The organism is Bosea sp. 124, assembly GCF_003046175.1.
Lineage (GTDB): Bacteria > Pseudomonadota > Alphaproteobacteria > Rhizobiales > Beijerinckiaceae > Allobosea.
On the sequence record NZ_PZZM01000001.1, the window covers coordinates 281,615 to 294,679 of the forward strand.

The 13,065-nt window shown below is 66.8% G+C and carries 11 protein-coding genes; 8 read left to right on the forward strand and 3 right to left on the reverse strand.

Going from position 1 to position 13,065, the window contains the following annotated elements; genetic code table 11:
- Positions 1–130: 130 nt before the first annotated feature.
- Positions 131–808 carry an NAD(P)H-binding protein gene (locus tag C8D03_RS01385; protein ID WP_108044663.1) on the forward strand — a complete coding sequence of 226 codons (678 nt, stop codon included), beginning with the start codon at positions 131–133 and terminating at the stop codon, positions 806–808.
- Position 809: 1 nt separating this feature from the next.
- Positions 810–1,610 carry a creatininase family protein gene (locus C8D03_RS01390; protein WP_108044664.1) on the forward strand — a complete coding sequence of 267 codons (801 nt, stop codon included), beginning with the start codon at positions 810–812 and terminating at the stop codon, positions 1,608–1,610.
- Positions 1,611–1,618: 8 nt separating this feature from the next.
- Here C8D03_RS01390 and C8D03_RS01395 read toward each other — a convergent pair whose 3' ends face one another.
- From C8D03_RS01395 to otnK, 3 genes are all read right to left on the reverse strand, one after another.
- Positions 1,619–3,166: a malonate--CoA ligase gene (locus C8D03_RS01395; RefSeq protein ID WP_108044665.1), complete on the reverse strand. Its 1,548-nt coding sequence runs from the start codon at positions 3,164–3,166 to the stop codon at positions 1,619–1,621.
- Positions 3,167–3,223: 57 nt separating this feature from the next.
- Positions 3,224–4,552 carry a malonyl-CoA decarboxylase gene (locus C8D03_RS01400; protein WP_465246422.1) on the reverse strand — a complete coding sequence of 443 codons (1,329 nt, stop codon included), beginning with the start codon at positions 4,550–4,552 and terminating at the stop codon, positions 3,224–3,226.
- Positions 4,553–4,762: 210 nt separating this feature from the next.
- Positions 4,763–6,028 (reverse strand): 3-oxo-tetronate kinase, encoded by a 1,266-nt coding sequence (otnK, locus tag C8D03_RS01405; RefSeq protein WP_108044667.1) that lies wholly within the window; start codon positions 6,026–6,028, stop codon positions 4,763–4,765.
- 280 nt (positions 6,029–6,308) lie between these two features.
- Between otnK and C8D03_RS01410 the strand changes: the two genes are divergently transcribed.
- The 6 genes from C8D03_RS01410 to C8D03_RS01435 all read left to right on the forward strand — a co-directional run bounded on the left by C8D03_RS01410 (position 6,309) and on the right by C8D03_RS01435 (position 13,056).
- Complete coding sequence (locus C8D03_RS01410) at positions 6,309–7,814, forward strand: ABC transporter substrate-binding protein (RefSeq protein ID WP_108044668.1); 1,506 nt, start codon at positions 6,309–6,311, stop codon at positions 7,812–7,814.
- Between the two features lie 211 nt (positions 7,815–8,025).
- Complete coding sequence (locus C8D03_RS01415; RefSeq protein ID WP_108044669.1) at positions 8,026–8,970, forward strand: ABC transporter permease; 945 nt, start codon at positions 8,026–8,028, stop codon at positions 8,968–8,970.
- Positions 8,970–9,854 carry an ABC transporter permease gene (locus tag C8D03_RS01420; protein WP_108044670.1) on the forward strand — a complete coding sequence of 295 codons (885 nt, stop codon included), beginning with the start codon at positions 8,970–8,972 and terminating at the stop codon, positions 9,852–9,854. Before C8D03_RS01415 ends, C8D03_RS01420 begins: the two co-directional genes overlap by 1 nt.
- A 15-nt stretch (positions 9,855–9,869) precedes the next feature.
- Positions 9,870–11,669 (forward strand): gamma-glutamyltransferase family protein, encoded by a 1,800-nt coding sequence (locus tag C8D03_RS01425; RefSeq protein WP_108044671.1) that lies wholly within the window; start codon positions 9,870–9,872, stop codon positions 11,667–11,669.
- A 26-nt stretch (positions 11,670–11,695) separates the two neighbouring features.
- Positions 11,696–12,424 carry a DUF1028 domain-containing protein gene (locus C8D03_RS01430; RefSeq protein ID WP_108044672.1) on the forward strand — a complete coding sequence of 243 codons (729 nt, stop codon included), beginning with the start codon at positions 11,696–11,698 and terminating at the stop codon, positions 12,422–12,424.
- Positions 12,425–12,516: 92 nt separating this feature from the next.
- Positions 12,517–13,056, forward strand: a complete 540-nt coding sequence (locus C8D03_RS01435) for a DUF2345 domain-containing protein (protein ID WP_108044673.1) — start codon at positions 12,517–12,519, stop codon at positions 13,054–13,056.
- The last annotated feature ends 9 nt before the right edge of the window (positions 13,057–13,065 follow it).

The window sequence follows — 13,065 nt, forward strand, 5'->3', positions numbered from 1 at the left end:
CCGAATGGCGGCACTGGTGGAGCTCCAAGTCAGCAACATATATGCCATGCGACGAACGCGGTCGTGAACCAAAACGCCCCGCAGATGCGCACAGAACGCGCATTTTGCCTTTCTTTTAGGCAAATAAATCATGAGAATCCTGATCTTTGGAGCGACCGGCATGGTTGGCCAAGGCGCATTGCGGGAATTCCTGCGTGATTCCGACGTCACGCAGGTCGTGACGCTGGGACGCAAAGCCACCGGGCAAAGCCATCCGAAGCTGCGCGAGATCGTGCGGGACGACCTGCTGCACCATGGCGATATCGAGCCCGAGCTCGGCGGCTTCGACGCCTGCCTGTTCTGCCTCGGCATCACCTCGGCCGGAATGAAGGAGGCCGACTACGCCCGCATCACCTACGACATCCCGCTTGCTGCCGCCCAGGCTCTGCTGCAGGCGAGCCCAAAGGCCGTCTTCATCCATGTCTCGGGGGCCGGCGCCGACAGCACGGAGACGGGCCGGGTGATGTGGGCGCGCATCAAGGGTCGGGCAGAGAACGCCCTGCTGCGCCTTCCTTTCCGTGCCGTCTACATTCTGCGCCCTGCGATTATCCAGCCGATGCACGGCATCCGGTCCAGGACGGCGCTCTACAACGTGCTCTATCGCGGCTTCGCCCCGTTCTGGCCGTTGCTGGAGCGATGGGTGCCGGATTACGTCACCTCGACGGAACGGATCGGGCGGGCCATGCTGGCACTGGTCCAGGACGGGGGCCCTTCGCGCATTCTCGAATGCGCCGAGATCAATCAAGTTGCGAACGGGGACAAGATCTGAGATGGGCGCGCGCTTCTGGGGCGATCTGAAGACCGCGGACTTCGCCGGCCTTTCAGCCGACAACACCATCGCGGTGCTACCGCTCGCCGCGATCGAGCAGCACGGCCCGCATCTGCCGGTTAGCGTCGACACCACGATCATGAACGCGATGCTCGCCGAGGCGATGCCGCTCGTTCCCGGCGATCTCGACGTGCTGGTCCTGCCGACGCAAGCGATCTGCAAATCGAACGAGCATCTTCACTCGCCGGGCACGCTGACGCTCTCCTGGGAAAGCGCGACGCAGGGCTGGATCGAGATCGGCGAAAGCGTCAAGCGCGCGGGCCTGCGCAAACTCGTGATCGTGACTTCGCATGGCGGCAATATCGACCCGATGAAGGTCGTCGCCCGCGAGTTGCGGGTACGCCACGGCATGCTGGCGGTGACAACGGCCTGGCGCGCCTTCGGCCTGCCTCCCGGGGTCTTCGCCGACCTCGACGCCAACCATGGAATCCATGCCGGCGACATCGAAACCTCGCTGATGCTGCATTTCCGGCCCGACCTCGTCGATATGAGCAAGGCCGGGCGCTTCGAGCCCCTCACGGTCGGGATGGCGGCGGAGGGCTATACGTGGCTGCGACCGACCGGGCTGCACGCGATGGCCTGGATGGCGCAGGACGTTCACGCCTCGGGCGCAGCGGGCGATGCCTCCCTCGCAACGGCGGAGAAAGGCAAGGCGACCGCTGCGCTACAGGCGAAGGGCTTCGTCGAACTGCTGGCGGATGTGGCGCGGTTCCCGCTGGAGCGGCTGCACAAGGCGGGCTGACCCCCCGCCTACTCCCCCGCCTTCATCTGCCGGGCGTAGATATCCTTGTACTGCTCGCGCAGCAGGTTCTTCTGGACCTTGCCCATGGTGTTGCGCGGCAGGTCCTGCACGACGAAGACCTGCTTCGGCTGCTTGAACTTGGCGAGGCGCTGTTCGAGCGCCGCGGCGATGGAGGCTGCGGTGATCGTCGCGCCGGGCTTCACCACCACGACGGCGGTGACACCCTCGCCGAAATCGGGATGCGGACAGCCGATGACGGCGCTTTCGATCACGCCTGGCATCTCGTCGATCTCGGTCTCGACCTCCTTGGGATAGACGTTGTAGCCGCCGGTGATGATCAGGTCCTTGCCGCGCCCGACGATGTGGACATAGCCGGCACCATCGATCTTGCCGAGGTCGCCGGTGATGAAGAAGCCGTCCGGCTTGAACTCGGCCGCCGTTTTCTCGGGGTTGCGCCAGTAGCCCTTGAAGACATTGGGTCCCTTGACCTCGATCATGCCGATCTCGTCGGGGCCCAGAAGCTTGCCCGTCTCGGGGTCCGCAACGCGTGCGGAGACGCCCGGCAGCGGGAAGCCGACCGTGCCCGCGACGCGCTCGCCGTCATAGGGGTTCGAGGTGTTCATGTTGGTCTCGGTCATGCCGTAGCGCTCGAGGATGGCGTGACCGGTGCGCTCGCGCCATTCGCGATGCGTCTCGGCCAGTAGCGGCGCCGAGCCGGAAACGAAGAGGCGCATATGCGCGGTCGCAGCCCGCGTCAGGCGTTCGTCCTGTAGCAGCCGGACATAAAAGGTCGGCACGCCCATCATGCAGGTCGCCTGGGGCAGGTCTCTGAACACCTGTTCGGGATCGAATTTCGGCAGCAGGATCATCGAGGCGCCGGAAAACAGCACGCAATTGGTCGCGACGAAGAGGCCGTGCGTATGGAAGATCGGCAGGGCGTGCAGGAGCACGTCGTCCTTGCCGAAGCGCCAGTAATCGACCAGCGCCAGCGCATTCGAGGCGAGGTTGTCGTGGGACAGCATCGCGCCCTTGGAGCGCCCGGTGGTGCCCGAGGTGTAGAGGATGGCGGCAAGATCGTCCGGCCCGCGCTCGATATCGGCGAAGGCGGCCGAGGCGGCCAGGGCCTTGTCGGAGAGCGTGCCGGCGGAGATGTCGGGCGAACGCCAGACGCCGAGCGTCTCCAGCTTCGCGCCCGCCTTGGCGGCATAGGGCTTCAGGGCATCGGCCTTGGCCGGGTCGCAGACGAAGACGGCCGGCTGCGCATCGCCCAGGAAATATTCGATCTCGGCCGGGGTGTAGGCGGTGTTCAGCGGCAGGAAGATCGCGCCGGCCCGCACCGCGCCGAGATAGAGCATCAGCGCCTCGATCGACTTCTCGACCTGGACGGCGACACGGTCGCCCGGCTTCACCCCCAACGCCACCAGCGCGTTAGCGTAACGGGCGGAAACGTCGACCATGTCGGCATAGGAATAGTGCCGGCCGTCATCGAGCAGCGCGAAGCGTGCACTGGGCGCCGGGATGCGCGCCCTGACGAGGTCGAACAGTTGGTTGCCCATGATTTCGGGTCCTTTCAGGCAGTTCCGTGAGGCGCGGTGTTGTCTTGAGGTTGGCGATCAGGCTGCGGCCGGCCGCAGCAGCTTGCGCACGCCCGAGGAGGCGACCACCGTATTGCGGGTGGCGAAGGCCTCGTGGTTGGTCTCGATGTCGTCGAGATCGTAACGGTAATTGACCATCACGCCGTGCGACTCGCGCAGGCCACGCGCCGACATGTTGCCGCCGACATTGATGCGCTCCAGCCGCGCGCCATTGCCGAGATGGAAGCGGGCAACCGGGTCGATGACGCGTCCGGAGGCGGTGCGGGCGCGCAGCAGATACTGCGCCGCCATCTGGCCGAGCAGCTTGTCGCGGCGAGCTTTGGCCGCATCGTCGAGCGAGATCGTCTCGACGGCGGGCCGCGCCAGCTCCGAACGTTCCTCGTTGGTGAGGGCGAACTCTCCCGGATCGGCGACGATGCCGTCGAGCCAGCGTGCGAAGCCCGGCACGGGCGAGAGGGTGACGAAGGTGTCGAGCCCCGGCAATTCGCGCTTCAGATCTTCTGCGACCTGCTTGATCAGGAAGTTGCCGAAGGAGATGCCGCGCAGCCCTTCCTGGCAGTTCGAGATCGAATAGAACACCGCGGTCGTCGCAGCGGGAGCCGACAGCACCTCGCGCTCGCCGCTCAGAACCTCGCCGATGCTGCGCGGAATCTCGCCGGTCAGCGCGACTTCGACGAAGATCAGCGGCTCGTCGACAAGCTGGGGATGAAAGAAGGCGAAGCAGCGGCGGTCGGCCGGTTCGAGCCTTCGGCGCAGATCGTCCCAGCCCTGAATCTCGTGGACCGCCTCGTAGCGGATGATCTTCTCCAGCACATTGGCCGGGCTACGCCAGTCGATGCGGCGCAGGACGAGGAAGCCGCGATTGAACCAGGAGCCGAAGAGATGGCGGAAGTCGGAATCGACGGCGAGCAGGTCGCGGTCGCTCTCCATCGCCTCGAACAACGCCTCGCGCATGCGGACCAGCACATGCGTCCCGTCCGGGGCGAGGTTGAGGCGGCGCAGCAGTTCCTGCCGGCGCGGTTCGGAGGCGAGATGCAGGGCGGAGATCGCAGCCGCACTCGGGTCCCTGCGATAGGCGTCGATCGCCTTGCCGAGCCTGTCATGGTCCGGCCCGAAGCGTTCCTGCAGCATGGCGAAGAAGGCCTGGCGGCCCGGCCGGTCGAGCCGCTCCCAGGCATCGAGCACACCCTGCGCCAGCGCCATGCCCGAGGCCTCTCCACGGCCGGAGAGCAGATCCTCGCAGAGGCGGTCGATCGGCCGGTTGCGCTGGCCCAGGAAGCGCTCGAAGCCGATCAGGGCCCGGCCGCGGTCGGCCACATTGGTCAACAGATCGCCGAGAAACGCCATGTCCATCCGGTCCTCCCAAAAGCATCGCGCGAAAAAGCGGAAGCCGTCTTTTCGCTGAAGCAATGCCTCCAAATCTCTAGAATCGGTCACGCCCTGGAAGCGATCACGGCTTCCGCATTTGGACGAGCCCGTCCGGATGCGGCGTGATCTCGTCCCGTATCATGCCCTGCGAGACATTCTACACAAGTCCGGCCTCGGTCGCACGACGTCTCAGCGCAGCAGCGTCCAGGCCTTCAGGAAGAAATCGGGCGCGCCGAAATTGCCCGATTTGAGAGCGATCACCATCTCCTGCCCATCCGCAACGCGCGTCCAGGGCACGCCGGGATCGATCTCGGGACCGATCTCGAGCATGCCGATCCCCAGCCCTTGCACGACCGCGCCCGAGGTCTCGCCGCCTGCAACGAGCAGTCGCGAGACACCGCCCTTCGCCAGCAGCGCTGCCGTTTCGGCAAAGGCGCGCTCGACCGTCTCACCCGCCGTCTCGCGGCCGAGCCTGGCCTGGATTGCGGCGACTTCCTTCGGGTCATCGCTGGAATAGAGCAGGAAGGGCTTGTCCGGGGATTGCGCCAGTGCCCAGGCCGCGAGCCCGCCGGCATCCTGCCCGCCGGAGACCAGTTCCATCGGGTCGACCTTGAGCGCCGGATAGCCGGCCTCGATCGCGGCCTTGATCTGTGCGCGCGTCGCCGTCGAGCAACTACCGGAGATGATACCGGCGCGTCCCGCCGGTGCCTTCAGGCTGGCGGCGATCTCGCGCTCGGGAAGAAGGCCCGCCTTGCGGAAATTCTGCGGCAGGCCCATCGCGATGCCCGAGCCGCCGGTCAGCAGCACATGGCTGGAGACGGCCTCACCCAGCACCATCAGATCGGCATTGGTCAGCGCATCGGTGACGACGTAGCGCACGCCCTCGCCGGTGAGTTTGGCAAAGCGCGCCTTGACCGCATCCGCGCCGGCCAGGACGGTGGCGTAATCGACGAGCCCGACCGCCGCCTTCGTCTGCGCGCCCATCAGCCGCATCAGGTTCGAATCCCGCATCGGCGTCAGCGGGTGGTCTTTCATCGAGCTCTCATGCAGCGGCACCGCGCCGACGAAGAGATAGCCTTGATAGATCGAGCGGCCATTGGCGGGAAAAGCCGGACAGACGATGGCGATGCCGGCGCCCAGCCGCTGCGCCAGCGCGTCCGCGACGGGCCCGATATTGCCCTCGGGCGTCGAATCGAAGGTCGAGCAGTATTTGAACAAGATCTGCTTCGCGCCGGCGGCCAGCAGCGCCTCGCAGGCGGCGAGCGAATCGGCCACGGCCTCGGCGACGGGATTGGTGCGCGATTTCAGCGCGACCACGACGGCATCGGCCTGCGGCAGTTCCTGCCCCTTCCCGGGCGCGCCGATGACCTGGACCGTGCGCATGCCGCTCCGGTTCAGCATCAACGCGACATCCGTCGCGCCCGTCATGTCGTCAGCGATCACACCCAGCAGCATCTGCGCCCTCCGATCCTGCGCCTCATGCGAGCGCTTGTGCCTGTCGTCTTGTAGTCGGCGAACGCCGTCAAGACGACAGGGGATGCGCGCATGCACGCCGCCAGAGCGGGACTTGCCGGCTGGCCATCAACTTGCATGCAGGCGCGCTGAATAAAAGCATGCAGGGACAAGCGGGCGCCGGCGCGATGGGCCATCGACGCCGCTTCGATTTTGCATCAGGCTAGTACCAACCGGGACGATCTTGCGCGATCATGACCGCAATCAGACAAGGGGACATTCGATGAAGCTGCTCACCGTCCTGGCCTCGGCCACCGTCCTGACACTGGCCGCGCTGCCCGCCCTCGCGCAGGCGCCCTCGACGCTGCGGATCGGCCTGCAGGAAGATCCCGACATGCTCGATCCGCACAAGGCCCGCACCTTCGTCGGCCGCATCGTCTTCAAGGGCCTCTGCGACAAGCTGCTCGACATCACGCCCGACCTGAAGCTTGTGCCGCGGCTGGCGACCGAATGGTCGTTTTCGCCTGATGGCCTGACGCTGACGATGAAGCTGCGCACCGACGCCAAGTTCCACGATGGCGACGCCTTCAACGCCGAGGCCGCCAAGGCCAATATCGAGCGCGCCCGCACCCTGCCCGACTCGCTACGCAAATCGGAGCTTGCCTCGGTCGACAGCGTCGAGACGCCCGACGCCTCGACGATCGTGCTGAAACTCAAGCGCCCCGATGCCACGCTGCTCGCGCAGCTCACCGACCGCGCCGGCATGATGCTGGCGCCCAAGAGCCTCGCAGGCGACGTCGCCGCCAAGCCGGTCTGTTCGGGCCCCTATAAATTCGTCGAGCGCGTGCAGAACGACCGCATCGTGCTGGAGCGCTTCAAGGAACACTGGGAAGCGGCAAACTATCATTTCGACCGCATTCTCTACCGCTCGATCCCCGACACCACCGTGCGGCTGGCCAACCTGCGCTCGGGCGAGCTCGACATGCTGGAGCGGCTGGCCCCGACCGATGTGAAGTCGGCGCAGGCCGACAAGGCCCTCAAGGTCGCGAGCATCGCCAATCTCGGCTACCAGGGCATCACCATCAACACCGCCAATGGCGATGCCGCCAAGCAGCCGATGGGCATGGACAAGCGCGTGCGCCAGGCGCTCTCGCTCTCGATCGACCGGAAGGTTCTGAGCCAGGTCGTGTTCGAGGGACTCTATGAGCCGATGATCCAGCCATTCAACCCCGGCAACCCTTATGTCAGCGCCGATTTCCCGGTGCCGGCGCGCGACGTCGCCAAGGCCAAGGCGCTGCTCAAGGAAGCCGGCCTCGCCAAGGTCTCGGTCGAGCTCTTCGTCACGAACAACCCGGTCGACGCCCAGCTGGGGCAGGTCATCCAGGCGATGGCGGCGGAGGCCGGCATCGATGTCCAGATCCGCTCGACCGAGTTCGCCAGCCAGTTGCGCGACCAGCAGCAGGGCAAGTTCCAGATGAGCCGCATCGGCTGGTCTGGCCGCATCGATCCGGACGGCAACCTGCACCAGTTCGTCACCTCGAAGGGCAACCAGAACGACGGCAAGTACTCGAACCCCGAGGTCGACAAGCTGCTCGACGAGGCCCGCACGGTCTATGACGTCGCCGAGCGCAAGAAGCGCTACGACGCCGCGCAGAAATTCCTCCAGGACGAGCTGCCGATCGTCTATCTCTACAACCAGACGGTGTTCTTCGCGCTGCGTTCCAACATCACCGGCTTCGTGATCAACCCGGACGGCATGATCCGTCTGTCCGGGCTGAAGCGGTCTTGAAGATTGGCGTGCCCATGCCGGCAAACGCGCTTCCCTTCCCCCTCGTGGGGAAGGGAGAGGGATGGGGGGCGACAGACCGGGTGAGCGCTGTTCGAGCCATGCCTATGGCATCGGCGACGCGACCCAACCTCGAAGTCGATCACCTCAGCTTTCAGCCCCCCACCCCTAGCCCCTCCCCACAAGGGGGAGGGGAACAGCGCGGCGCTTACGCATGCTCGCCCTGATCGGCCGCCGGGCCATCATTGCGCTGCCGACGCTGTTTCTGGTGTCGCTGTTCGTGTTCGCCCTGCAGCGCGCGCTGCCGGGCGATCCGTTCCTCGTCATCGCCGGCGAGGAGCGCGATCCCGAGGTGATCGCAAGGCTGCGCGAAATCTACCGGATGGACGACCCCGTGGTCGTCCAGTTCTTCGCCTGGCTCGGACAGATCGTGCAGGGCGATTTCGGACGCTCGCTGCGCACCGGCGAGCCTGTGCTCGGGCTGATCCTGCAAAAGCTGCCGGTGACGCTGCAGCTCGCCATCGCCTCGATCATCGTCGCCATCGGTATCGGCATCCCGGCCGGCATCCTCGCGGCCCGGCGCAAGGACACTGTCGTCGACTATTCCGCGAGCGCGCTGGCGCTGTCGGGGCTTTCGATCCCGAATTTCTGGCTCGGCATCATGCTGATCCTGGTCGTTTCGGTGGAACTGCGCTGGCTGCCGGCCTCCGGCTACGAGCCGTTCTTCAGCGATCCGAAGGGGGCTATCGAGCGGCTGATCATGCCGGCCTTCGTGCTGGGCAGCGGGCTCGCCGCATTCCTGATGCGCCACACCCGCTCGGCCATGCTGGAGGTGCTGCGCTCGGACTATGTCCGCACCGCACGCGCCAAGGGGCTCGACGAGGATGCCGTGGTGAACCGGCACGCGCTGCGCAACGCACTGGTGCCGATCATCACGCTGACGACGATCCTGTTCGGCGAATTGCTGGCGGGCGCCGTGCTGACCGAGCAGGTCTTCACGATTCCCGGCTTCGGCAAGCTGATCGTCGATGCGGTCTTCAACCGCGACTACGGCGTGGTGCAGGGCGTCGTGCTGTGCACCGCGATCGGTTTCATCCTGATGAACCTGCTGGCGGACGTGCTCTACATCCTGGTCAATCCGCGGCTGAGGACGCAGTAATGGCCGCGACCGGGACAGACGCCCTCGCCGGGCCGGCCGAGCCGGCCTTCCGCCCGCGCCCCGGCGTGCTGGTGCTGCTTTCCCGCAACCGCGCGGCACTGATCGGCGGCGCAATCGTGCTCACCTTCGTGCTGATGGCGGTGTTCGCGCCGCTGCTGCCGCTGGCGGACCCGTTGAAGTCGAACTTCCTCGCCATCCGCAAGCCACCCTCGGAGCTTTACTGGTTCGGCACGGACGAACTCGGGCGCGACCAGGTCTCGCGTTTGTTCTTCGGGGCGCAGGCCTCGCTGCTGGCAGGCATCATCTCCGTCCTGATCGCGCTCGCCATCGGCGTGCCCTTCGGACTGCTCGCCGGCTGGTATGGCGGCTGGACCGACATCGCGATCTCGCGCGTCACCGAGGCGATGCTGGCCTGCCCCTTCCTGATCCTCGCGATCGCCTTCGCGGCCGTGCTCGGCCCGTCGCTGACCAATGCGATGATCGCGATCGGGCTTTCGGCGGTGCCGATCTTCGTGCGCCTCGTGCGTGCGCAGGTCATGAGCGTCAAGGCCGAGGATTTCGTCGAGGGTGCGCGGGCCGTCGGCGCGCGCGACCTGCGCATCGTCGTCCGTCACATTCTGCCGAACATCCTTTCGCCGATCGTCGTGCAGTCGACCCTGTTCATGGCGCAGGCGATCATTCTGGAGGCGGCCCTGTCCTTCCTCGGACTCGGACAGCAGCCGCCATCGCCGTCCTGGGGCCAGATGCTGAACGTCGCCAAGAACTTCATGGACCAGGCGCCCTGGATGTCGGTCGCGCCCGGCATCTGCATCTTCCTCGCCGTCCTGGGCTTCAACCTGCTCGGCGACGGCCTGCGCGACGTCCTCGATCCAAAAGAAAACTGAGCCCAAGGACCATCCATGTTCACGACCCGCCCTGAAATCCTCGGCACCTTCGGTGTCTGCACCTCGACGCACTGGCTCGCCACGGCGACGGGCATGGCCATGCTGGAGAAGGGCGGCAATGCCTTCGACGCCTGCGCGGCCGCGGCCTTCGTGCTGCAGGTCGTCGAGCCTCATCTCGTCGGCCCCGGCGGCGAGATGCCGGCGGTGTTCTATTCAGCCGAAACGAAGAAGGTCGAGGTCATCTGCGGCCAGGGCTCGGCGCCGCAGGCCGCGACGATCGACGCGTTCAAGGCACTCGGGCTGGATCTCGTGCCCGGCTCCGGCCTGCTCGCGGCCGTCGTGCCCGGCGCCTTCGGCGGCTGGATGACGCTGCTGCGCGACCATGGCCGCCTGCCGCTGCGCGAGGTGCTCGAACCTGCGATCGGCTATTTCGAGAACGGACACCCGATGCTGCCGCGCGTCTCGGACACGATCGCCGGGTTGACCGACCTGTTCACCAAGGAATGGCCGACTTCGGGCGCGGTCTACCTGCCGGGCGGGCAGGTGCCGAAGGCGAAGGCGCTGTTCCGGAACCAGGCCGCAGCCGACACCTACAAGCGCATCCTCAGCGAGGCGGAGGCCGCTGGCGGCAGCCGCGAGACGCAGATCCAGGCCGCCTACGACGCCTGGTACAAGGGCTTCGTCGCCGAGGCGATCGATGCATTCTGCCGCACGACCGAGGCCATCGATTCCTCCGGCCGCCGCCACAAGGGCCTGCTCACGGCCGACGACATGGCCCGCTGGCAGCCGAGCTACGAGACGCCGGCAAGCGTGACCTATCATGGCTGGGAGGTCTTCAAGATCGGGCCCTGGGGCCAGGGGCCCGTCTTCCTGCAGACGCTGAAAATCCTCGAAGGTTTCGACATTGCGGCGATGGGCCCCGACAGCGCCGCCTTCGTGCATCATGTCGCGGAGGCGATGAAGCTCGCCTTCGCCGATCGCGAGGCCTATTACGGCGATCCGGATTTCGTGACGGTGCCGATGGAGACGCTGCTCTCCGAGGAGTATGCCCGCGAGCGCCGCAAGCTGATCGGCGATACCGCCTCGCAGGAATTGCGGCCAGGCGTGGTCCCCGGCTTCGAGGAGCAGGTCGCGCGCGCCATGGCCGGCGTGCGCTATGTCGGCCAGTCCGGCAAGGGCGATGCGACGGTCGGAGAGCCGACCACGGCTTCGATGGTCGCAGCCGGACGGCGCGGCGACACCGTGCATATCGACGTCATCGACAAATGGGGCAACATGATCGCCGCCACCCCGTCGGGCGGCTGGTTCCAGTCCTCGCCGGTGATCCCCGCCCTCGGCTTCCCGCTGAATGCCCGCGCACAGGCCTTCTTCCTGGAGGAGGGCCTACCCTCCTCGCTCGCGCCCCTGAAGCGCCCGCGCACGACGCTGACGCCGTCGCTCGCCTTCGAGAACGGCGAGCCGCGCCTCGTCTTCGGCACGCCGGGCGGCGACCAGCAGGAGCAGTGGCAGCTCGGGCTGTTCCTGCGCCGCGTCCATCACGGCCTCAACCTGCAGGAGGCGATCGACCTGCCGCTGTTCCACACCCAGCATTTCCCCTCGACCTTCTATCCGCGCGAGGCGAATCCGGGCCATCTCGCCGTGGAGGAGAGCATAGGGGATGCCGTTCTGGCCGATCTCGTCGCGCGCGGTCACAGGCTCGAACGCGCCCCGGCCTGGACCATCGGACGCCTGACAGCGGCCGAGACCGGCGCGGACGGCCTCTTGCGCGCGGCCGCGACGCCGCGTCTGATGCAGGCCTATGCCGCCGGCCGCTGAGGAATCGATCGCATGGAATCGCTTGCATGACCTGGTCCATCGTCGCCCGCGACGCCGCCACCGGCGCCTATGGCGTTGCCGTCTCGACCTGCGCCTTCGCCGTCGGCTCGCGCGTGCCCTATGGTGGCGGGCGCATCGGCGCGATCGCGACGCAGGCCTTCGTCAACCCGCTCTACGGCATCGACGGAATGCGGTTGCTCCAAGAGGGGCGCTCGGCCGTCGAGATCGTCGCGACGCTGATCGCGGCCGATGAGGGCCGTGCGCATCGCCAGCTTCATGTCATCGACCGCGAGGGCCGGATCGCCGCCCATACCGGCGCTTCCTGCATCGACTGGTGCGGGGCGCTGGACGGACCGCAGGTCTCCGTCGCCGGAAACATGCTCAGCGGCCCGGAGGTGATCGAGCAGACGCTGAAGGCCTATATCGCGGCCTCGGCGCTCGATTTCGACGAGCGGCTGCTGGTCGCGCTCGAAGCCGGCGAGAAAGCCGGGGGCGACAAGCGCGGCAAGCAATCCGCCGCGATCCGGATCTGGTCCGGCGAGCCGGTGCCGAGCTTCGACATCCGGGTCGACGACCATACCGACCCGCTGGCGGAACTGCGCCGGCTCTGGCGCGTCGCGCATCAGCGCTATGTGCCGTTCCAGCAGGCATCGCCCTCGCGGGGCCGGCCGGCCGGCGTGACCGACCGCGACGAACTGGACCGGCTCTGCACGGACTACGCAGCGGCCTGGAACGCACGCCATCCGGAGGTGTGACGCGCTGTTCCCGACGGCATCGTCGCGCTCGCCCGAAACGTTAAAGTCACAGCCGCCCGAGAACGCGGCGAGGCTCTGCAGGAGGAAGCGCCATGGCAGCCGACACAGACGCGCTGGAACGCCGGATCGCCTTGCTCGAAGCGCGGCTCGGAATGCTGACGGCACTGATCTCCGCCACTCCTTCCGGCGCGCTCGCCATCACGGCACCCGGCGGGATGAGCATCACCGCAGGCGGGGCCCTCGCCATCACCGCGGGCGGCAGTCTCAGCGTGACGGCCGGTAGCAACGTGGCCGTGACCGCCGGCAGCCGGGTCAGGCTGGCAGGCAGCCAGGAAATCGCGCTCGACAGCCGCCAGTGCCATCTCTCGGCGACGGTCGCTCTCAGTCTCTCCAGCGATCAGGCGGTCGCGATCGCATGCTCGAAGGAGCTGACGATCCAGGTCGGCAAGACTCTGTCGGTCGAGGCCGCCGATGCCGTGTCGGTGAAGAGCGGCGATGCCAACCTCGTCCTCAAGAAGGACGGCACCGTCACGCTGAAGGGGCGCGATGTCACGCTCGACGCCGCTGGACGGCTCACAGCGAAATCGAGCCGCGATCTCGTGCTCAAGGGTTCGAAGATCAGCCAGAACTGAGGTTCGCGC

What these genes read in the sequence shown, in the direction of transcription:
- C8D03_RS01390 (WP_108044664.1), top strand. Translation starts at nt 810, where the DNA reads ATGGGCGCGCGCTTCTGGGGCGATCTGAAGACCGCGGACTTCGCCGGC.
- C8D03_RS01400 (WP_465246422.1), bottom strand. Translation starts at nt 4,552, where the DNA reads ATGGCGTTTCTCGGCGATCTGTTGACCAATGTGGCCGACCGCGGCCGG.
- C8D03_RS01415 (WP_108044669.1), top strand. Translation starts at nt 8,026, where the DNA reads ATGCTCGCCCTGATCGGCCGCCGGGCCATCATTGCGCTGCCGACGCTG.
- C8D03_RS01425 (WP_108044671.1), top strand. Translation starts at nt 9,870, where the DNA reads ATGTTCACGACCCGCCCTGAAATCCTCGGCACCTTCGGTGTCTGCACC.
- C8D03_RS01435 (WP_108044673.1), top strand. Translation starts at nt 12,517, where the DNA reads ATGGCAGCCGACACAGACGCGCTGGAACGCCGGATCGCCTTGCTCGAA.
- C8D03_RS01420 (WP_108044670.1), top strand. Translation starts at nt 8,970, where the DNA reads ATGGCCGCGACCGGGACAGACGCCCTCGCCGGGCCGGCCGAGCCGGCC.
- C8D03_RS01395 (WP_108044665.1), bottom strand. Translation starts at nt 3,166, where the DNA reads ATGGGCAACCAACTGTTCGACCTCGTCAGGGCGCGCATCCCGGCGCCC.
- C8D03_RS01410 (WP_108044668.1), top strand. Translation starts at nt 6,309, where the DNA reads ATGAAGCTGCTCACCGTCCTGGCCTCGGCCACCGTCCTGACACTGGCC.
- otnK (WP_108044667.1), bottom strand. Translation starts at nt 6,028, where the DNA reads ATGCTGCTGGGTGTGATCGCTGACGACATGACGGGCGCGACGGATGTC.
- C8D03_RS01385 (WP_108044663.1), top strand. Translation starts at nt 131, where the DNA reads ATGAGAATCCTGATCTTTGGAGCGACCGGCATGGTTGGCCAAGGCGCA.
- C8D03_RS01430 (WP_108044672.1), top strand. Translation starts at nt 11,696, where the DNA reads ATGACCTGGTCCATCGTCGCCCGCGACGCCGCCACCGGCGCCTATGGC.